General features: G+C 50.4%; 21 protein-coding genes. 12 read left to right on the top strand and 9 right to left on the bottom strand.

All coding sequences use genetic code 11. The features are described from left to right. Positions 1 to 68: 68 nt before the first annotated feature. Both WFJ73_RS01465 and WFJ73_RS01460 read right to left on the bottom strand, forming a co-directional pair. A complete protein-coding gene (locus tag WFJ73_RS01465) occupies positions 69 to 908 on the bottom strand; it encodes a carbohydrate ABC transporter permease (protein ID WP_336771206.1) in 840 nt (279 codons plus the stop codon). Beyond that, entirely contained in the window at positions 905 to 1,870 is a 966-nt protein-coding gene (locus tag WFJ73_RS01460) for a carbohydrate ABC transporter permease (protein ID WP_336771204.1), read from the bottom strand. The genes WFJ73_RS01465 and WFJ73_RS01460 overlap by 4 nt, the downstream gene beginning before the upstream one ends. A gap of 270 nt (positions 1,871 to 2,140) precedes the next feature. Here WFJ73_RS01460 and WFJ73_RS01455 point away from each other — a divergent pair, with 270 nt between their 5' ends. From WFJ73_RS01455 to WFJ73_RS01425, 7 genes are all read left to right on the top strand, one after another. Next, entirely contained in the window at positions 2,141 to 2,899 is a 759-nt protein-coding gene (locus WFJ73_RS01455; RefSeq protein ID WP_336771202.1) for a glycerophosphodiester phosphodiesterase, read from the top strand. Positions 2,900 to 3,101: 202 nt separating this feature from the next. Then, complete coding sequence (locus WFJ73_RS01450) at positions 3,102 to 3,263, top strand: DUF1328 domain-containing protein (RefSeq protein ID WP_127495974.1); 162 nt, start codon at positions 3,102 to 3,104, stop codon at positions 3,261 to 3,263. Positions 3,264 to 3,323: 60 nt separating this feature from the next. Beyond that, positions 3,324 to 3,725 carry a general stress protein gene (locus WFJ73_RS01445; RefSeq protein ID WP_015843466.1) on the top strand — a complete coding sequence of 134 codons (402 nt, stop codon included), beginning with the start codon at positions 3,324 to 3,326 and terminating at the stop codon, positions 3,723 to 3,725. A gap of 96 nt (positions 3,726 to 3,821) precedes the next feature. Continuing rightward, complete coding sequence (locus WFJ73_RS01440; protein WP_336771197.1) at positions 3,822 to 4,967, top strand: fused response regulator/phosphatase; 1,146 nt, start codon at positions 3,822 to 3,824, stop codon at positions 4,965 to 4,967. Positions 4,968 to 5,048: 81 nt separating this feature from the next. Further along, entirely contained in the window at positions 5,049 to 5,594 is a 546-nt protein-coding gene (locus WFJ73_RS01435; protein ID WP_336771195.1) for a hypothetical protein, read from the top strand. 38 nt (positions 5,595 to 5,632) lie between these two features. Then, positions 5,633 to 5,959 (top strand): STAS domain-containing protein, encoded by a 327-nt coding sequence (locus WFJ73_RS01430; protein ID WP_127495978.1) that lies wholly within the window; start codon positions 5,633 to 5,635, stop codon positions 5,957 to 5,959. Between the two features lie 2 nt (positions 5,960 to 5,961). Continuing rightward, a complete protein-coding gene (locus WFJ73_RS01425; protein ID WP_336771192.1) occupies positions 5,962 to 6,384 on the top strand; it encodes an ATP-binding protein in 423 nt (140 codons plus the stop codon). A 50-nt stretch (positions 6,385 to 6,434) separates the two neighbouring features. Here the strand turns inward: WFJ73_RS01425 and WFJ73_RS01420 are convergent, their stop codons facing one another. The 5 genes from WFJ73_RS01420 to WFJ73_RS01400 all read right to left on the bottom strand — a co-directional run bounded on the left by WFJ73_RS01420 (position 6,435) and on the right by WFJ73_RS01400 (position 13,913). Continuing rightward, positions 6,435 to 7,457 carry a hypothetical protein gene (locus WFJ73_RS01420; RefSeq protein WP_336772112.1) on the bottom strand — a complete coding sequence of 341 codons (1,023 nt, stop codon included), beginning with the start codon at positions 7,455 to 7,457 and terminating at the stop codon, positions 6,435 to 6,437. A gap of 69 nt (positions 7,458 to 7,526) precedes the next feature. Further along, entirely contained in the window at positions 7,527 to 9,026 is a 1,500-nt protein-coding gene (gene xylB, locus WFJ73_RS01415; RefSeq protein WP_336771191.1) for a xylulokinase, read from the bottom strand. Positions 9,027 to 9,154: 128 nt separating this feature from the next. After that, complete coding sequence (locus WFJ73_RS01410; RefSeq protein ID WP_336771190.1) at positions 9,155 to 10,243, bottom strand: ROK family protein; 1,089 nt, start codon at positions 10,241 to 10,243, stop codon at positions 9,155 to 9,157. Between the two features lie 130 nt (positions 10,244 to 10,373). Further along, positions 10,374 to 11,243, bottom strand: coding sequence for a CheR family methyltransferase (locus WFJ73_RS01405; RefSeq protein ID WP_336771189.1), 870 nt, complete (start codon positions 11,241 to 11,243; stop codon positions 10,374 to 10,376). Next, positions 11,244 to 13,913: an ATP-binding protein gene (locus WFJ73_RS01400; protein ID WP_336771188.1), complete on the bottom strand. Its 2,670-nt coding sequence runs from the start codon at positions 13,911 to 13,913 to the stop codon at positions 11,244 to 11,246. Positions 13,914 to 14,033: 120 nt separating this feature from the next. Between WFJ73_RS01400 and WFJ73_RS01395 the strand changes: the two genes are divergently transcribed. The 3 genes from WFJ73_RS01395 to WFJ73_RS01385 are packed head-to-tail and all read left to right on the top strand — an operon-like array spanning position 14,034 to position 15,737. Then, complete coding sequence (locus tag WFJ73_RS01395) at positions 14,034 to 14,486, top strand: DUF948 domain-containing protein (RefSeq protein WP_336771187.1); 453 nt, start codon at positions 14,034 to 14,036, stop codon at positions 14,484 to 14,486. Positions 14,487 to 14,523: 37 nt separating this feature from the next. Next, the gene (rsbW, locus tag WFJ73_RS01390) at positions 14,524 to 14,964 is read left to right on the top strand and encodes an anti-sigma B factor RsbW (protein ID WP_442955921.1); all 441 of its coding nucleotides are present in this window, start codon (positions 14,524 to 14,526) and stop codon (positions 14,962 to 14,964) included. Next, positions 14,961 to 15,737 (top strand): sigma-70 family RNA polymerase sigma factor, encoded by a 777-nt coding sequence (locus tag WFJ73_RS01385; RefSeq protein WP_336771185.1) that lies wholly within the window; start codon positions 14,961 to 14,963, stop codon positions 15,735 to 15,737. Before rsbW ends, WFJ73_RS01385 begins: the two co-directional genes overlap by 4 nt. 105 nt (positions 15,738 to 15,842) lie before the next feature. On the opposite strand, the gene WFJ73_RS01380 is transcribed toward WFJ73_RS01385, so the two are convergent. Then, entirely contained in the window at positions 15,843 to 16,166 is a 324-nt protein-coding gene (locus tag WFJ73_RS01380; RefSeq protein WP_127495984.1) for a YtxH domain-containing protein, read from the bottom strand. Positions 16,167 to 16,367: 201 nt separating this feature from the next. Here WFJ73_RS01380 and WFJ73_RS01375 point away from each other — a divergent pair, with 201 nt between their 5' ends. Together WFJ73_RS01375 and WFJ73_RS01370 are read left to right on the top strand one after the other, a co-directional pair. Beyond that, the gene (locus tag WFJ73_RS01375; RefSeq protein ID WP_336771184.1) at positions 16,368 to 17,255 is read left to right on the top strand and encodes an ATP-binding cassette domain-containing protein; all 888 of its coding nucleotides are present in this window, start codon (positions 16,368 to 16,370) and stop codon (positions 17,253 to 17,255) included. Beyond that, the gene (locus WFJ73_RS01370) at positions 17,252 to 18,040 is read left to right on the top strand and encodes an ABC transporter permease (protein ID WP_336771183.1); all 789 of its coding nucleotides are present in this window, start codon (positions 17,252 to 17,254) and stop codon (positions 18,038 to 18,040) included. The genes WFJ73_RS01375 and WFJ73_RS01370 overlap by 4 nt, the downstream gene beginning before the upstream one ends. Before the next feature lie 70 nt (positions 18,041 to 18,110). Here WFJ73_RS01370 and WFJ73_RS01365 read toward each other — a convergent pair whose 3' ends face one another. Next, positions 18,111 to 18,884: a TetR/AcrR family transcriptional regulator gene (locus WFJ73_RS01365; RefSeq protein WP_132303701.1), complete on the bottom strand. Its 774-nt coding sequence runs from the start codon at positions 18,882 to 18,884 to the stop codon at positions 18,111 to 18,113. Positions 18,885 to 18,978 lie beyond the last annotated feature (94 nt).

The raw sequence follows: 18,978 nt of genomic DNA, 5'->3' as shown, positions 1-18,978 counted from the left end.
TTTTCTCTCCCTTAAAATAATGTTTTTTTCTATATGGCAAGTCCGATAGGACAAGTACCCGAGTAAGATCAACCCTTCACCGCGCCGGCCGTAATTCCCCGCACAAGCGGCTTCAGGCCGAGTCCCAGCAGGACAAACGACGGCACCAAGACAAGCGCGACTCCGCACAGCACCAGATTCCAGCTTGTCAGCTCCTCGAACTGGAGCATCGCGATTCCGATCTGAACCGTTCGCATCGCGTCGCTGCTTGTAACAAGCAGCGGCCACAAGTATTGATTCCATCCGTTCAGGAACACATACACCGCAAGCGATGCAGCAGCCGGGCCGGATAACGGAAGCACGATGGACATAAAATGGCGGAAATGTCCGCAGCCGTCGATACGCGCCGCTTCAAAAAGCTCGCGCGGCAGCTGCATGAAAAACTGCCGAAGAAGGAACACGCCAAACGCCGAAGCGGCAAACGGTACGATAAGCCCTTGAAACGAATCGAGCCATCCCCAGCTTTTGACGGTCAAATAATTGGGAATAATCGTAACTTCCCATGGAATCATCATGGTACTGATAAATAAAGCGAACCAGAACCGGCTGCCGGCGAACCGGATATAGACAAATGCGTAAGCGGCCAGCGCCGCCGTCAGCACCTGAAGAATCATAATCGAGACCGCCAGCACAAAGCTATTGAGAATAAAGCCGAAAATCGGCACGGTATCAATGGCGTTCCTCAACTCCCCTGTATGAAGACCCGAAGGAAGAAGTTTGGGCGGAAATTGGCTTGCCTCGTCCGGCGTCATAAAGATTTGGGCAAGCAAGTAAAGCAGCGGTCCAAGCACTAACAGCGATAGCAGGACGAGCAGGCCGTAAAGGCTGAATAAGCGGAAGGGACTACGCGGATGACTGAAAGCCTTCACTGGTAATGCACCTTCTTTCCGAGAACAAGGAATTGTACGGCCGTCAGCAGAAGCATCAGAATAAACAGGACAATCGCCAGCGCGCTGCCGGTACCGAACTGGTAGTTGATAAATGCTTCACGGTAGATGGAGTACACCAGCACATCGGTTGAACCCGCCGGTCCCCCCCGGGTCAAGATATTGATTTGTCCGAAAGATTGGAAGGCGCTCATGATCGACACAACCGCAAGGAAGAAAAGCGTTGGCGACAGCAGAGGCAGCTTGATCGAGAAAAACGTTCTCCACATGGATGCGCCGTCAATTCGCGAGCTGTCCATGATATCGTTATCCAGCCCCTGAATAGCTGCCAGAAGCAGGACGAACGGAAAGCCGGAGTTCATCCATACCGTCATAAGAGAGACGGAATCAAGCGCCGCGCCCGGATCGGTCAGCCATTGGACTTGTCCGAAGCCGATCTGCCCAAGCAAATAGTTGAGCATGCCGAGCGACGGATGGTACAGGATCATCCACAGAATGGATGCCGTTCCGACGGAGAGCGCGAGCGGAAGCGAGAAAATGAAGCGGAACAGCTTGCTCCCTTTGCCTGCGGAATGAACAAGGCTGGCGCATAGCAAGCCGAGGACTAGACCGGCTGGCACGGTCATAAGCGTGAATTTCACCGTGATCCAGAGGCTGTTCCAGAAGGCGGATGATTCCATCATGCGCGAATAATTATCCCATCCGGCGTAGGCGGCAACCCTGCCGCGGGGGTCGGTAAGTTGAAAGCTCAGATAGACGGAGCGAGCCATCGGATAGAAGAAAAACAGGATGAATATAGCCACGCTTGGCGCCAAAAACAGGTACCCGAGGAGATGCTCCCGCATTCTTCTCAGCGCGCCTGCGTTGATCCGGCTGCCTGGTGTTGCCGCGGATGCCGGAGACAAGACCGACTTGGATTTGTCTGAATAGAGTGACGAATTCATGTGTCTACAACCGCCCTTTCAAGAAATTGCTGAACCTGATATGGCTTGGCAAGTCCAAGAATAACTGCCATTTGTAACTCCTATGTCAGCGTTTTATTAAGATTAAGAAATGTGACAACGCTTACTTGAAAATAAACAGTGTCTTTCTAAAGATTTTTTTTAGATTTATAATCAGTGAGGGACAAGTTAACACTCCCAACCTATAATGAAGGCAAGCGATAGGGTAATCCATGGGATGTCAATGGAGCCCGACTGGGAGGGAACAAGAGAATGTCGAGAGAAATCGAGCCCAATATTCATGCAAGCAGCCCAATTGTCATTGGACATAGAGGCGCAGCCGGAGAAGCACCCGAGAATACGCTTGCGAGCTTCAGGCTTGCGGCCGAGCAAGGCAGCCATATGGTTGAGCTGGATATTCACTTGTCGGAGGACGGCAAGCTTATTGTCTGCCATGACGATACGCTGGACAGGACAACGGACGGCTCCGGAGCGATCCGCTCGCTGCATTCGGAATTCATCCGCAAGGCGGATGCGGGAAGCTGGTTTTCGCCTTCTTTTGCCGGCGAAAAAGTCCCGTTCCTGGAGGAAGTATACGATTTGCTGCCCGAACACATCGAAATCAATGTCGAAGTCAAGGATTCCGCAGGCGCCCTTCTCGACCAGGTACTGCTGGACTATCTCCGCGGCGAAGGCCGCCTGGAGCGCACCGTTGTCTCTTCGTTCGACCATAAGCTGCTTCTACGGCTGAAGCAGGCAGAGCCGGAGCTCCGTATCGGACTGCTCTATGCCGCCGATCTCATTCATCATGCTTCGTACGCAGCGCTGCTGGAGACGGAGGTATGGTCGCTTCACCCCCATCATGGCCATATCGGAGCCCAGGATACCGAAGACGCTCTCGCGGCTGGACTTCGGATCTATCCTTACACGGCCAATCATCCCGCCGAATGGGACAAGCTGATTTCCATCGGCGTAACGGGCATTATTACCGATTTTCCGGGTCTCTTGAACGAACATCTTAATCGAAATTAATCGCTTGGCTTGTCAAACAGCCTGCAGGGATAATCCCCTGCAGGCTGTTTTTTATTTGACTATTAATGAAGTAAAATACTTGGCAGACTTTTTGCGGAAGAAGATGTTTCACCTTCCCCTATCATGGTTAAATACCTATCAAGCAAGACAAGCAAGGCAAACAAAACAAGCAAGTATCCCAATCGAAAGAAAGGTGATTCACATGTTAGGATGGGCTCTACTCTTCTTCATCTTCGCAGTCGTCGCCGGCCTGTTCGGATTTCTGGGCATCGCCTCCGCACTCGCGGGTATTGCGAAAATCCTATTCGTGGTCTTTATCGTCCTCTTTATCGCTTCTCTTATACTGGGACGAAGACGAGCATAACCAGCAAGCAGCGCTAGCACCAATTTCATTAAAATCGAGGAAAATCGAGGAGGAATTACAATGACAACTCAAACCATGACGACAAGAGTACACACGGTTAATAACATGCTGGAGGTACAGGAGCAGGTTCACCGCTTCGAACGTGACGGCTATGCGAGAGAGAACATCTTTGTATTGACTCACGATAAGGACCGCACGGAGCGCATTGCCAAAAATACCAATGCCGAGCAAATCAGCGTAGCGGCGGAAGGCGTCGGAACGGCTATCGCCAACATTTTCCGCTCCACCGGCAATGAGCTTCGCGCCAAGATGAGATCGCTTGGGATCTCCAAGCAATACGCGGAGCATCTGGAGAAAGAGATGGACAGGGATAAAATTCTGGTTATCGCTTGGGGCGGCAAGGAGTATAAGGATGACGAATACGACTCCTCCGTCTACTACTATCCGGAGTACCGTTTATAACCGAACATTCCACATCAAAGGCCTACTCCTACGGGTAGGTCTTTGATCTATGGTATAGTGTAAAAAGAATAGAAACAAAGAAAGGAGTGCTCCCGGATGAGTATTATCATTGTTGACGATAACGCGACCAACCAACTTATCATACAAACCATCCTGAATAAGGCCGGTTATCGGAATCTATTAACGGCCTCGTCAGCCCATGAGCTTTACGATATGCTTGGCACAGGAGGCTCCACTACCTCATCAGACCTGGATGTCGAGCTCATTCTGATGGATATGATGATGCCGGACATCGACGGAATTGAAGCATGCCGTACGGTATTGCGGGACTGCCGTTACAAAGATATACCCATCATATTCGTAACCGCGGTTGGCGATTCGAACAAAATGGCCGAAGCACTCGATGCCGGAGCCTGCGATTACGTCATGAAGCCGATCAACCGGATGGAGCTGCTTGCCCGTATTCGCTCGGCGATGCGGCTGAAGCAGGAAATCGACCGGCACAAAGAACGCGACAAAAATATGAGATATAATCTGGAGCTGGCCAAGCAGGTGCAGCTCAGCGTGCTCAGCACGGAGATTGACGATGAGAATGTGCGAATTAATGCGGCCTATCAGCCTTCTTCGGAGCTGGCGGGGGATTTCTATAACTGGTATCGGATTGACAAGAACCGATATGGCGTGATCCTTCTGGATATGATGGGCCACGGCATCTCCTCTTCCCTTGTCTGCATGTACATCTCTTCCGTGCTTCGGGATACGATAACGCGCATGAACGATATGGAACAGGTGATGCTTGAGCTTAACCGTTACATGAATCAGCTGCATATCAAGGATGAACTGATGAACTACTATTTTACCGCTATTTATTTGGTGCTTGACGTGGAGAACAAAACGATTGAATACGTAAATGCCGGCCATCCCCCTGGAATTGCCTTCCTGGACGGCAAGCCTGCCCTGCTTGAGCCTTGCTGCAGCGCTATCGGTTTGTTTAATAAGCTAAAGCTAAGCAAAGGCAGTCTTCAGTATGAGCGGAAAGCCGGAATCGTTTTGTATACGGACGGGTTAACCGACGGCATAGCTGCGATAACCGGTGAAGAACCCTCCTATGATACGTTGATTGATTTGATGAGAAATAAAGATCAATTAGAACCTTCAGGGCTGGTAACCGCCATGATCCCGCAGGATAGCGGTACCGTGCAGAAGGACGATATTTGTCTTGTAACCTTGTATACGAAATAATTTTTACTCCAGCCTGTTTCAACTCCCTCCTGCCCGGGTAATCGATAATAAGGCGAATGACAAAGGCTGGAGGGATAACTTATGAAGAATACATTTATAGCATGTTACCTTGCAGGAGGGATCATCGGCGTTGTGCCGCTTGCTTATATGTCTCTTCCTCATCCCGTTCATGAGCTGCAGACAACGGCCACAGCATCCGCATCCGAGTGGGCGACCGTCTCGCATGCGGACTATACGACATCAGACTTCAAGCTGCAATCCGTCAACGGGCTTTCTCTTTACGATGATAAGATTACTGCCCGGCGTATGCTTGGAGAACCGATCCGCGTCACCCAAGATGAATGGTTAACCGAAATGGAAACCTACGAATATCCGAACATGGACATTGTATTCCGTGACGGCATCATGGATGAAATCAAGGTAAGCGGCAGCGCAAGCACCATCTGGATCGATGATGAAGAAATTCCGGTCTCGATCGAAGCATTAATAGAGGCGCTCGGCGAACCTGATTATAAGGCGGAGGACGGTATTGTATACGAACGCCAGGAGAATGTGCTGAAGCTGTTTATCAACTACGATACCGGAACTCTTGAATCTATCGCTTATTACCATATCTCCTCCGTCTAACGGAGGACTATCTTAATATAATGATCGGAGTGGATTAGATGAAGTCTCAGCAATTCCAGATTGAGCAAAAAGAAACAAACGACAGCTACATTTTATCGCTTGGCGGAGAGCTTGACCTATCGGTCGTTACTCAGCTTAGAGCCGCGTTGGAGCCGCTGATGGAGCGGACCGACCGCGGTCTCGTGCTTAATCTTCGCGATTTGAAATATATCGACAGTACGGGTATCGGCATTATCGTGTCCGTGCTCAAATACCGTGACGGCATTAATGCGCCATTCTCGGTCAAGGATATTCCCCCGTCCATTCAACGATTGTTTGATTTGACGGGTATATCCGGTTATTTATCGGAAGGGACACAGGGATAATCATGATAAGATTACAAATCCCTTCCCATGCCGATTATATCGATATCGTAAGAGTATGCCTTTACGGTATTGCGTCCAAACTGAATTTTTCCTATGAAGACATCGAAGATATGAAGGTCGCGGTATCCGAGGCTTGTACGAATGCTGTGCTGCATGGAGGCTCCGAGGAGGAAGAAGGCAGTCTGATCGACATTACCTTCCAGCCAACAGAGGCGGGGATCACGATTATTGTCAAAAATGACGGCCCTCCATTCGAGCATTCCGAAACCGGAACTGACAGCCCTCCCCTGCAAGGGATCGAAATCAGCGAGCTGCCCGTCGGCGGCCTCGGCATTTATCTAATGGAGGCTCTCATGGATGAAGTAACGGTGCAGTCAACTGAGAGCAGCACCGAAGTGATTCTAACCAAATATGTGGGTGAATAAGAAAGACCGGCGAATGCTCGCCGGTCTTTTTCTGTACCACCCCCGGCTACCTACTCTGTCCTTTCAAGCTGTATGGAAGCAAACTCGGCAGAACCGAATTGAGCGAAGAAACGAAGATGTCCGCATGGCATGTCGATTCGGGAAATAAGCGTCCGATGACCATTTACGCATAAATCGATCCAGCCTGGCTTAATGACAGCTTCAACCGAGACAGGTTGATCCAGTCCGTCCACATCGTAAATGGAGGACAGTTCATCTTCTTGCAGGGTAGAAGCATGAATGCGGTGAATTCCGATCTTTCTCCGTGACGGTTCAAAACGCACATCGTAGCCAGAGGTAAAGTTAGAGGAATCGGCTACGGAAAAGCCGAAGTACATCGTTTGGTCCTCAGGCTTCGCTTGGAAGGACAGCCGATAGGATTCCGATTGCTGCCCGGCAGCTTTATCCGCCCATCCGGCCCCGCCCTCCAAGCGGAACGACTCCAGTAGCTTCGGCGCTGCGGTTGATTGCTCCGTCAATTCCGGCACAAACTTGAACCCTAAAGAGCCGTCAGCCAGCTGCACGACCTCCCGCAGGATCAGTTCTCCGCCGTACTTGCCCGGGGACGAGAGAAACCCTGCGGCAATTCGCCGGCCTCCCGGAAAAGCCGCCGTCTTCGGCACCCGCCATTGCGGACCGTCAAACACGTCCATTGCCGGCCGCAGCCAAGGTCCGTTCAGATCGCGGGCATACCGGTAACGAGCCGTTCCGTCATTGCTAAAAATAAGATAATGCCAGCCGTTCCACTCGAAGCAGTCCGAGCACTCCGGCTCGTCATGATAGCCGGGAACGATAAAAGGCTCAAGCTCCGTCCAGTTCTCCAGATCATCCGATTCGAGATGCGCCAGACATCCTTTATTTTTACCGCTGTCGATCAGGCTTGTCGTCATCAGCATATGGTACTTGCCGTCTTCACTCTGAAATACATGCGGGTCGCGAACCGATGGAAGCGTATACCGGTCTGAAAGCCCGATGCTTCGTCCCGTCTTGGCAAAGCTGATTCCGTCTTCGCTTACCGCGTAAGTTTTGCCGATTCCCCTTGCTCAAGCCTTAACAGGTTAGGCATTTCCCATTGATTCATCACGGCTTGTCCCTCCATTTGGTTAATCGTGTCGACTCAGCATTGGAAAAAGTGCTTTGTTGCTTGCATACAGCTGCTTGTAGACTTCGTATTGTCTAGCATAAATATCTCTGTTTTCGGAAAGCGGTCGGATGGGCTCTTCTTGAATCCGTACGATTGCGGCAATCGCTTGCTCTACATGGGCATATACCCCTGTGCCTACTCCGGCCATTATAGCAGCCCCCACGCAGGCCTGCTCTTTCATCGTGCTTGTGTACACCTCGCTGCCCAGCACATCCGCCAGAATCTGTTTCCACAATTGGCTTTTGGCCCCGCCGCCGGAGACGATGATTCGATCCATCCCCACGCCAAGCTTCTTAAAGATCTCCAGACTGTCCCGCATGGAATAGCCAACTCCCTCCAGCACGGAGCGAACCATATGCTCGTAGCCGTGGTTAAGGGTAAGTCCAAAGAACATCCCCTTGGCGTATGCATCCATATGCGGCGTACGGTCACCTGCCAAGTAAGGCAGGAACAACAAGCCCTCGCTGCCTGCTGCCACTGCAGCCGCCTCAAGGTCGAGCTGCCTGTAATCATTGCGGCCCAGAATCTTGCCGGCCAGCCACCTCAGGGAAAGCCCCGCGCTCATCGATGCTCCGAGCAGATACCATTTGCCTGGAGCGGCATGAACATAGGTATGCGTACGCAATAACGGGTCGTATACCGGGGTGTCAATCGGAGTAAATAACTGGCCCCCCGTCCCAATCGTGCAAGATACGATACCCGGAGCAAGAATGCCGTTTCCGATAGCCTGCATCGCTTGATCCGCCCCGCCATAAACAACGGGTGTTCCTTGTTTCAAAGGGCTCGTTGCAGCTGCCTTTGAGCATACCTGTCCGGCGATTTCCCATGGTTCACCCGGGGCAGGGAATATGGCGGTATCTATTCCAGCCCGGTTCAGCAGCGATACGGCCCAGTTCTTGCCTGCCACATCGTAAGCGGAAGTACCTGATGCATCCGTTGTATCGACGCCAATCTCACCGGTGAGCCGGAACCGGATGTAATCCTTGGGCAGCATCACATGGGCAATCTTCCCGTAACTTTCGGATTCATGCTCTCTTAGCCAGATAAGCGACGGCAGCTGGAAGCCGGCAGCAACCGGATTCTGAATAAGCTTGCCAAGCTCCTCCTGGCTAAATAACCGGTTAAGCTCTTCCGTTTCTCCGGTGGAGCGTTGATCGCACCAGATGATCGCCGGTCTAATCACGTTATGATGCCGGTCGAGGGCTACTAATCCGTGCATTTGTCCCGATAGTCCGATACCCGTGATTCTGTCTGCCTTGATATTCGCTTGACCAAGCGCATGTGTGGTTGCCCTGCAAACGAGATCCCACCAGATTTCCGGATCCTGCTCCGCGCGGCCAACCGACGGAATGCTGATATCGTATTCAATCTGCGAGAAGCCAATCGCGTTGCCCTGCGCATCCATGAGCAGAGACTTAACGCTTGAAGTCCCGATATCAATTCCTAGTAAGACACTCATTCCTTCAAAGCTCCCTCCGCTGCGGCAACAATGTAAAAATTTACCTTATCTATTGTTACTATAAATCAATTAATTGATTTGATCAATTGTTAAATTTTAAAAAAAGACCTTAGCCATTTTACTAAGGCCTATTGCCCGAATAAGACGGAAGGCTGGGTCAGCAAGCTGTCAATGGCCGTTGTCGCAGCTCCTACCAGGATATCGTCTACAGCGGGTGAAGCTAATTCCAGCGTAACCCGGCTTGATACAACCGGAAGCGCATTGGAATCGATAACTTCTCTAATCGTCTGAAGGACAAGCTCTCCCGCATTAGACAATTCATCACCGATAATGATCCGGTCCGGGTTAAACGTGTTGATGATATTGACAAGTCCAAATCCAAGGAACCAGGACACGCTTCGGACAGCTTCAACGGTCGCAGAATCCTCTTTTTGTACCGCTTTCCAAACGGACGGAAGAGCGGAATGCTCCTTATGCAACTTTTTTAGAAGCGCGGTTGTCGAACAATAAAGCTCAAGGCAGCCTTTATGGCCGCACTCGCATAACGGACCGTTGTAATCGATGCTCATATGTCCGATTTCACCGGCCATGCCAAGCGTTCCCCTATATACTTTGCCGTCCACGACAATGCCTGCGCCTACCCCCTGCCCGGCAGCTACGTATACCATAACGCCATGATCCAGATGAGGTTCACTGAACCACCAATGGGCTAATGCTCCGGCTTTGGCGTCATGCTCAATATAAACAGGCAAGCCAAACTCCCGATTCAGCTCGTCTTGAATATTAATCTTTTCCCAGCCTGGAAACTCGGTCATCAGCGCGATTCGGCCTTCACTGCGGAAAAGCGGGCCCGGCGTTGCATTTCCGATAGCTTTAACCGTTTCCTTGCAGGGTTCGATAATCTCGGCAATCAGCCCTTTCATCTTGGCAAAAGCCGTATCGGACCCTTCCAAATTACGGATCGAGACCTGCTTGCTGCCATATTCCTTTCCGCCGAGATCATAGAGGGCAACCGTAATCGATTTACGGGAAAGCCGGATGCCTACGACCTTAAACGGCTCGTTGTTTAAACGGATGCCAATGGATCTGCGGCCCTTTTTCCCTTCGATGACGCCTGTCTCCACGACAAGCCCCCCGTTAATCAGCTCGTTGATTATATTCGTAATTGTAGATTGATTAAGTCCGGACTCTTGCGTTAATTCCGCGCGGGTACACACCTGTTGACGCTTCCTCATCAGTCGAATTAGAAGCGAGCGATTCATTTCCTGAATGTCTTCCAGGTTTTTTCCTTGTTTCGTTTTTGGGGTATTCAATCTGCTCACACTCGCTTCTGTTTAGCCGTATAATCTAAACCTTTTTCACAAAAAGCCGCTCGCCGTCGGCAAGCTCCTCGTAATGCTGCTTCCAAGGCGCGATCAGGTATTCCATGCTGCCAAGCCCCAATATCCCCGCCTCCGTTAAGCTCTCATGGAACAGCCGGTGTACGCGGTCCTGCAGCTCGGGATTAAAATAAATCATGACATTGCGGCATAGGATCACATGAAATTCGTTAAACGTACTGTCCGTTGCCAAGTTATGCTGGGCGAACATCACATGCTGTGCCAAAGCGGGGTCAAATAACGCATAATCCCTTTCAACCGTGTAATAAGCGGAGAACTCCTTTGTTCCGCCGGCCTGCAAATAGTTTTTGGTAAACGTCTGCATCCGCTTAAGAGGGAACTTCCCTTTCTTCGCCTGCTCAATGGCACGCTCGCTCATATCTGTTGCATAAATTCTGGCCTTCTCGAGCAGTCCTTGCTCCTGCAGCAGAATAGCCATGGAATACACTTCTTCGCCTGTTGAACAGCCCGCATGCCAAATCCGGATTTCCGGCAGCTTGCCCAGCAGCGGAGCCGCCCGCTCGCGGAATGCCCGGAAAAAGCTTGGGTCACGGAACATCTCCGTTACTTTGATGGAGAAGTCATTGGTCAGCTTATGGACATAATCCGGCTCGTGCAAAACCTTTTCCAGCATTCCGGTAACAGTCTGCACGCCGTCCATATACATCCGGTTCCGTATCCGCCGCTTGAGGGAGGATCTTAAGTAATGACGGAAATCATAACCGTATGCACGGAATAGCCCTTCAATCAACAGCTCGATCTCAATGTCTTCCCATTCGTTAGCCGGCAGTTCATCAAGCGTATGATCCGGTAAATCAAAGTGCTGCTGATTGTCCATTTAGCTCCCCACCTGCTTCGTCAGCCATACCTGCATAAGCGAATACAATTGATCCATCTGTAATGGTTTGCTGATGTAATCCGAAGCACCCGCTTCGAGACATTTGTCACGGTCGGATTTCATCGCTTTTGCCGTCAACGCGATAATCGGCATGGCCTGCAGCTCCGGCTGCTTGCGCATTTCCCTCATCGTCTCATACCCATCCATAAGCGGCATCATAATGTCCATCAGAACAAGATCAAAGTCTTTATTATCTATTAAAAGATCCATGCAGGCCCTGCCGTTGCCCGCAACCGTCACCTGCATCTTTTTGTTCTCCAGCGCGTTAACGAGCGCAAACACATTGCGCGCGTCGTCTTCAACAAGCAATACCTTCTTCCCTGCAAACACGCAGCCGGCGATCGGCTCTTCCGCTGCTTCCTCTCCAGACGGCTGCGTCTCTTCAACCTGTTCCTTGTCCGTGATTTCAATGGCCGCCGATGCTTCCATTTGACCCAATTGAATGGAAGCAACCATTTCTTGACTAAGCAGAGGCAGATAGACGGTAAAGCAGCTGCCTTCGCCAAGCGTACTATCGAGCTGGATGGACCCGCCCAGCAGCTTCACAAACTCGTTACAGATGGACAACCCTAGTCCCGTTCCGCCGTAAATCCGGTTTGTCTTGCCGTCCACCTGCTGGAAGGCTTCAAAGATCAGCTTCTGCTTATCCTTTGGAATACCGATTCCCGTGTCCGTTACGGAAATCGCCAGCATCCCGTCATCCGTATGATCGAATCCTAATCGAACGGAGCCCTTCTCCGTAAACTTGAAGGCGTTGGACAGCAGATTTTTCAAAATTTGCTGCAGCCGTTGGCCATCCGTATACCATACGACAGGAAGACTCTCGGCCATGTCAATCGCAAAGTTAACTCCTCTTTTTTCCGCTATAGGGTTAAAGGTCAGCTTCATAAGCTCCGGAATTTCGGTCAGATTCACTTCGTCCACGGTCAAAATAACTTTCCCCGCTTCAATCTTCGACAAATCCAAAATATCGTCGATTAACTTAAGCAAATCCGTACCCGAAGTATGAATAACTTTAGCATAACCTTCTTCGTCTTCGTTTAAAGTATGGTTCTCATTCTCTGCCAGCAGCTGCGATAAAATGAGAATGCTATTGAGCGGCGTGCGAAGCTCATGCGACATATTCGCAAGGAAATTAGACTTGTACTGCGAGCTTTTCTCCAGCTGCTCAGAGTAATCCTCCAATTCCTCCTTCGCTTTCTCGAGCTCTTTGGTCTTCTGCTCGGCCACCAGATATTGCTCTTCCAGATGCTCGGTTGTCATCCGCATCTCTTCCTGCTGCATCTGCAATTCCTCGGTTAATACCTGGGATTCGCTAAGCAGACGCTCGACTTCCATACGTCCGGCTACATTATTAACCGCTATGCCGAAGTCTTTCTCAACCTCTTCCATCAGCTTCAGGTGCTGGGAGGTGAATGATTCAAGCGAAGCGAATTCGATAACGGCTTCCAGCCTGTCCTCGTATTCAATGGGCACGATCAGTATACTGCGCGGCTCCAGCTGAAATAGTCCGGTTGAAATAAGCGGAGCATGATCCTTCGTCTGATTAACAAGGAAGATGCGTTTTTCTAATGCGCATTGCCCTGCCAGTCCTTCTCCAAAGCGGATATCGGACTTGCCTGCATCTTCCCCGGAGCTGGCGTAAGAGGCCAGCTTCTCCAGACGCTGCTGATCGCCTGCCCCTTTCCGGATGTAAAACACGCCGTAAGACGCGTTCACCATCGGTGCGACCTTCGTCAGAAACGTCCGGGCAAGCACCTGCAGATCATTAATCCCCTGCGTCATCGTTGCGACTTCCGCAACCTTGGCCTGAATCCAGCTTTGCGCTTCCAGGCTTGCAAGCAGCTCGTTGGTTGCGTCCCCAAGCTCCTTGATCTCGTCTTTTGTGTTGACCTTGATCCGGGTTGCCAAATTGCCGCCGGAAGAAGCGATCTCCTTAATGGTCGCCACGACCTGCTTAATTGTTTTGACAATAGAGCTGGACACAAACGATACAATCATAAACGAAATAATGGTTGCGACTAGCAGCAGGATGTAGATGACGACCGTTAGTATTCTATTCTTATTTTCAAGATCAATGATATGAAGCCTTGTTGCCTGGACTTCCTGATTTCCGATGCTATCGAATTTCGTTCGGAGGCTGTCCATCTGCTGTTTGCCAATATCTTTGTTGAAAACGTCTAAAATATCGTCAGTTTGAGCTTGCCTTTTCATTGCAATCGTAGGCTCTGCCACCTTGGTGAGCCATTCCTGTATTGTCATCTTGACATCTTCAAGATCTTTTTGAGTTATTGGATTTGAAATATTAGCGTATAGGCTCGTATAGTTTGATTCCCACTCAGATTTACTTTTCTCGTAGGGATCCAGATAGTTCTCTTCTCCTGTAAGCAGATATCCCCGGTGGGCAGTTGCCATATTAAGGGCATCATATTGAATGGCGGAAATCAGACTGTGGATTTCCACATCCCTGGTCGTTATCGTCTCAACCTCGTTTTGCAGCGCCTCAATACGGTCGGTCACCGCTATGATTGAAGTACCAAGACAGATAAGAATAAGGAAATATCCGATTGCAATCTTGGTTCTGATATTGAATTTGAGTGCTCGAAACATAGAAATCTCCTTCTCTCTTAATCTCTTAAATCAAGTATACCATTATATTTACAATTACACGGCTGTTTCATTTACATATTTCTAGGGTATTAAAAAAGAAAAAAAGAGGATGTGATTGTAATGGATATATTCATTCAGATCATTATTGCCGTCATTACGGTTGCTTTCGTCATCCTGATGTTTTTCCTTATTCAGACCATCAAAGCGTTGACTTCAACCTTGAACGAAGTACGAAACACGGTCGGTGAGCTTCGAACCGACGTCTCCGAGATCAGCGGGGACGTGAAGGAAATGATTCATAACACCACGGAGATGACCCTTGATGTCCGCACGAAGCTCCGTTCGCTGGATGTCGTATTCGCAACCGTGCATGACATCGGCCAGACCCTGCACAGCTTTACCGGCGTAATGAAGGAAACGGCCGCGGGCCTTGTTGCTACCGTCAAAAGCAAAGCTCAGCGGGAGGTCTACGATAGCGGAACCGCCCGGCCGAGCAACGGGAGGATTACCGGCGCTATAACAGACGGCATTATTTCCTCCTTACGAATTTGGAGAAAACTCAAACAACATTAAGCTATAATAGGATAAGCGGAGAGGAACGGGAACAATGATGAAACCATGGACTAGCTTAACTATACCGGCGAAAGCCGAATATATTGATATCGTGCGGCTGACCCTGTCGGGGCTGGCCGCCAAGGAAGGCTTTTCTTACGAAGAAATAGAAGATATGAAGGTAGCCGTTACGGAAGCATGCAGCAACGTTGTCCTGCATGCCTACAACGGAGGGGAATTCGGGATCATTGAAGTCATCTTTGAAGCAGAGGAAGACTCCTTTCAAATCCGGGTCAAGGATTCCGGGAGCAGCTTTCATTACGAGCCGACCGTTATTGCGCATGCTTCCCTGCACGAAAAGCCATTAATCGACGCGAATGTGGGAGGTCTCGGTCTTTTTCTGATGCAGGCATTAATGGACCAGGTTGAGGTCCGCTCGGAATTAGGCACCGAGGTGATTCTAACCAAGCGATTTGGTAGGAAAGAGGAGATGGCATGAAATCACAATCATCCTGCCTGAATCAGCAGCAAATTGCTGATCTGCTTCAAAAATATAAGGAAATGAGCTGCAACGATGCCGCAACGGCATTGTTGCAGCATTTTGAATCCTTGGTCCGGATGGCCGTGTCAAAAATTTCGAGAAACCGCCCCGATCTCTACGAGGATCTGTATCAGGTCGGCCAAATGTCCATGCTGCGCCTATTCAAGCAGTACGATAGCGATAAGGGCGTTCCATTCGAAGGCTACGCCATGAAAAGCGTCATTGGCCAGCTTAAAAATTATTTGCGCGACAAGTCCTGGTACATACAGGTGCCTCGAAATATGAAGGAAAAAGGCTTGCTCGTCCAAAAAGCCATCGACGAGCTGACAACCAAGCTCGAGCGCTCTCCCAAGATGGACGAAATTGCCGCTTATTTGGGATTATCGGTGGAGGAAACGATCGAAGTCTTGTCTTCCCGCGAATCTTATCAATACGTCTCGCTTGACACCCCGCTCTCCAGCGAAGGGGACAGTGCGACAATTGGCGATGTCATAAGCGACAACAGCGATAATTACAGCCATGTCGATAACCGGATCGCCCTCAGCGATGCCATGGCGCAGCTCAAGGATGAGGAACGCAAAGTGCTCGTTCTCGTCTATCAGCATGGCCAATCCCAGAGGGAAATCGCCGATCAGCTTGGCGTATCCCAAATGAGCGTATCCCGCTTCCAGAAGCGTGCGCTTGATAAATTAAGACAGCTTCTGCATCCGCCGCAAAGCGAAGGAGGCTGAACGAACCGCCCGTCTCGATACGAGACGGGCGGTTTTCTTTTGCCAATCCCTAGCGCAAAAAAAGAGAGGTTGTCCGGTGGACAACCTCTCCCTTCGATCCGCTTCTTAATTCGTTGTGGACCTCATCTTGTCTTTCATATCGTCCTTGGCGGAGCTGAAGGCATCCATGACATGCTCGTTGGATTTCTTCGCCCTATCGGTCAAGTCCGACGCCTCTTCCCTGACGCTCGACAGAACATCCTTAGTTTTGTCCTTCGCCGTGGAAGCAAGTTCCTGAGTACGCTGGCTGAGTGCCTGGAACTTATTCGAGATATCCTCCCTCAGCTGCACACCTGTTTTCGGCGCTAGCAGAAGCGCCCCGACAGCACCAACCGCTGTCCCTACAATTGTACCTACCAGCAGACCGCTACCTGTGTTTTCCTTTGGCATAGTTATCTCTCCTTTATTCCGTTCTCGTATTCGAAACCGTATCCGATCTCGTATTATCTATTACACCTCTAGTGGTCAATTGAAACAGCAAAGTTTGTGATCCGTTCTCTTTTCCAAAAAATCATTGCATCATTTAATGTTTATATCATATACTGTTTATATAATAATCAGTGTACAACGTACACAGAAATGAGGCGCTTTGTGAAATCAATGGCGATTGAAGTTTCGGGTCTCCGCAAAAGCTTCGGGAAACAAACCGTATTAAGCGGACTTGACCTGTCCGTACCGGCCGGATCCGTCTTTGCCCTGCTGGGCCCTAACGGAGCAGGCAAAACAACTTTGATTCATATTTTGTCTACCTTAATTGCACCCGATGGGGGAAAGGTTATAGTTGGAGGGTATAACGTTCAGACCGAGCAGGAGCTGGTCAAGCAGCATATCAGCCTCACCGGCCAGTTCGCCGCAGTGGATGAAGTCTTGTCCGCCGAAGAAAATTTGCGAATGATAGGCAGACTGTCGGGGCTTACTTCTTCACAGTCCCGAACTCGCACGGAAGAGCTGTTAAAGGCATTTGATCTTGTTGACGCGGCAAAGAAACGGGTAAAAACCTATTCGGGAGGCATGCGCCGAAGACTGGACCTTGCCATCAGCCTTGTGGTCGATCGCTCCGTCATCTTTCTGGATGAACCCACTACCGGTCTGGATACCGTCAGCCGGCGGGCATTGTGGGATATCATTAGCGAACTGGCGAGTCAAGGCAGGACGATCTTTCTGACTACGCAATATTTGGAGGAAGCCGATCAACTGGCCGATCAGATCGCCGTCATTAACGGCGGCCGGATCGTTGCGACCGGCAGTGCCGAGCAATTAAAGGCGCGTGTCGGAGGAGAAGTTATTGAACTCTTAAACGGCCATGACGAGGTTATTCAAACGCTGCCTACAACCGGCAGCATTCAAGATATTAGCCGGACGCTGAATGATCTAGTTCATTCGGTTCCGCATGGGACGCGGGTCAATATCCGCCGGCCTAGCTTGGACGATGTATTTGTCGCCTTAACAACTAACGGAAAAGAGGTGCAACACGTATGATCACTTCCACTAAACCTGCAAAACCGGCAACGATGCTGACAACCAACCTTGTCTTCATCGGCCGTAGTCTCCGTCACAGCCTGCGTAATACGGAGGCTCTGATGATGGCGATTATGCTCCCTGTTATGCTCATGCTTCTGTTTACTTACGTTTTTGGAGGAGCAATCGATTCCGGCGGGGATTATGTGAATTACGTGGTCCCGGGCATTATTTTGCTCTGCGCGGGGTTTGGCTCTTCAAGCACGGCCGTTGACGTATCCAACGATATGACCAATGGCATTATCGACCGGTTCCGAACGATGCCGATCAAAAGCCTCAGCGTTGTGACCGGTCATGTCGCAGCTAGTCTCGCCCGAAATCTATTTGCAACGGCCGTTGTGATTGGAGTCGCCCTGCTTGTCGGTTTCCGTCCAAACGCCAGCTTTATCGAATGGGTGCTTGCGATTGCCGTCATTACCCTGTTTATTTTGACCTTCACCTGGTTATTTGCAGCTATCGGCCTGGTAGCGGGAAGTCCGGCGGCAGCAAGCGGATACGGCTTTGCGCTTCTGTTCCTCCCTTATTTGTCCAGCGCCTTTGTCCCAACGGATACAATGCCCTCTTGGCTGCAAGGCGTAGCCAATCATCAGCCGATTACGCCCGTCATCGAGACGATCCGGGGATTGCTGACGGGTACGCCGCTGGATAATAGCGCTTGGTGGGCTGTTGGCTGGTGTCTGTTCATCTTGACCCTTGCGTTCGTCTGGAGCATCTTCTCCTTCCGCAAGAAAGCCGGACGCCGTTAGTTAATAGAATTCCGAAAACAGAAAAGCCAGCCATCTGATGATTTTCATCAAATGGCTGGCTTTTTCGCATCTAGCCTTTGGAAGCGAGATAATGCTCAATTCCGTCCAGAATCCGCTCCAGGCCAAAATCGAAATCATTGCCGATTGGATTATCCGCCGGATTCTCCTCCGTGTATACGCCTGATGCAATAAGCGGCTGCAGATCCGGATAATGCTCCTCCTTCACGAGAATCTTAAGCGCCTTCGTATAATCGAGTCCGCTGAAGGAGCCTGGACTTGCCCCACCTTCAATCGCTCGAACCATGTCCCTTTGAATTTGACCGGTGGAACGCGCGTAATTGCTGAGCAGCAGAACGGTAGACATTTTCTCAAAGTCATTAAGCGGAAGCTTCCGCATCGGCCGCAGGGCCAGATCCACAAACAGCAGATTATTAGGCGTTAGGGGCACGCCCGATACCGGAATATCCGCATACCAGGGATGCTTCAGAAATACGTGGATGCAATCCCGCACATACTGCCGCATACCCTCGCGCCAATCCGCCTCTTCTTCCTCCGGCCTATCCGGAAGCTTGCAGACCGACTCCTGCATAAGCAGGAGCAAATCGTCTTTGCTTTGCACATAGCGGTAAAGCGACATCGCCGTAAAACCCAAAGATGACGCAACCCGGCTCATCGAGACAGCTTGAAGTCCTTCCTTATCCGCCAGCTCTACTGCAGCCGCAACAATTTGGTCGATAGAAAGCTCGCGCTTCGGTCCCCTCTGCGATTCCTTCACCAGCCCCCATGCCAATGCAACCCCCCGCGGCAAGGATTTTAGTACGTCTTCCTCATCACCATGCTCCATCCCGTTATCCTCCATACCGGTCATGTCATAATTGTGTACTTAATAAACAGTATATCACAAAAGATGCGGCAACAAAAAAACAGCCCCTATAAAG

The sequence above is a fragment of the Paenibacillus sp. MMO-58 genome, from assembly GCF_037146255.1.
Classification (GTDB): domain Bacteria; phylum Bacillota; class Bacilli; order Paenibacillales; family Paenibacillaceae; genus Pristimantibacillus.
The sequence above is the reverse complement of the archived record's forward strand: the minus strand, read 5'-3'. Positions and strand labels throughout refer to the sequence as shown.

Coding starts and splice junctions, on each gene's coding strand:
- WFJ73_RS01370 (WP_336771183.1), top strand. CDS start 17,252: ATGATCACTTCCACTAAACCTGCAAAACCGGCAACGATGCTGACAACC.
- WFJ73_RS01425 (WP_336771192.1), top strand. CDS start 5,962: ATGATAAGATTACAAATCCCTTCCCATGCCGATTATATCGATATCGTA.
- WFJ73_RS01430 (WP_127495978.1), top strand. CDS start 5,633: ATGAAGTCTCAGCAATTCCAGATTGAGCAAAAAGAAACAAACGACAGC.
- xylB (WP_336771191.1), bottom strand. CDS start 9,026: ATGAGTGTCTTACTAGGAATTGATATCGGGACTTCAAGCGTTAAGTCT.
- WFJ73_RS01405 (WP_336771189.1), bottom strand. CDS start 11,243: ATGGACAATCAGCAGCACTTTGATTTACCGGATCATACGCTTGATGAA.
- WFJ73_RS01455 (WP_336771202.1), top strand. CDS start 2,141: ATGTCGAGAGAAATCGAGCCCAATATTCATGCAAGCAGCCCAATTGTC.
- WFJ73_RS01435 (WP_336771195.1), top strand. CDS start 5,049: ATGAAGAATACATTTATAGCATGTTACCTTGCAGGAGGGATCATCGGC.
- WFJ73_RS01400 (WP_336771188.1), bottom strand. CDS start 13,913: ATGTTTCGAGCACTCAAATTCAATATCAGAACCAAGATTGCAATCGGA.
- WFJ73_RS01440 (WP_336771197.1), top strand. CDS start 3,822: ATGAGTATTATCATTGTTGACGATAACGCGACCAACCAACTTATCATA.
- WFJ73_RS01395 (WP_336771187.1), top strand. CDS start 14,034: ATGGATATATTCATTCAGATCATTATTGCCGTCATTACGGTTGCTTTC.
- WFJ73_RS01365 (WP_132303701.1), bottom strand. CDS start 18,884: ATGGAGCATGGTGATGAGGAAGACGTACTAAAATCCTTGCCGCGGGGG.
- WFJ73_RS01385 (WP_336771185.1), top strand. CDS start 14,961: ATGAAATCACAATCATCCTGCCTGAATCAGCAGCAAATTGCTGATCTG.
- WFJ73_RS01450 (WP_127495974.1), top strand. CDS start 3,102: ATGTTAGGATGGGCTCTACTCTTCTTCATCTTCGCAGTCGTCGCCGGC.
- rsbW (WP_442955921.1), top strand. CDS start 14,524: ATGAAACCATGGACTAGCTTAACTATACCGGCGAAAGCCGAATATATT.
- WFJ73_RS01445 (WP_015843466.1), top strand. CDS start 3,324: ATGACAACTCAAACCATGACGACAAGAGTACACACGGTTAATAACATG.
- WFJ73_RS01380 (WP_127495984.1), bottom strand. CDS start 16,166: ATGCCAAAGGAAAACACAGGTAGCGGTCTGCTGGTAGGTACAATTGTA.
- WFJ73_RS01460 (WP_336771204.1), bottom strand. CDS start 1,870: ATGAATTCGTCACTCTATTCAGACAAATCCAAGTCGGTCTTGTCTCCG.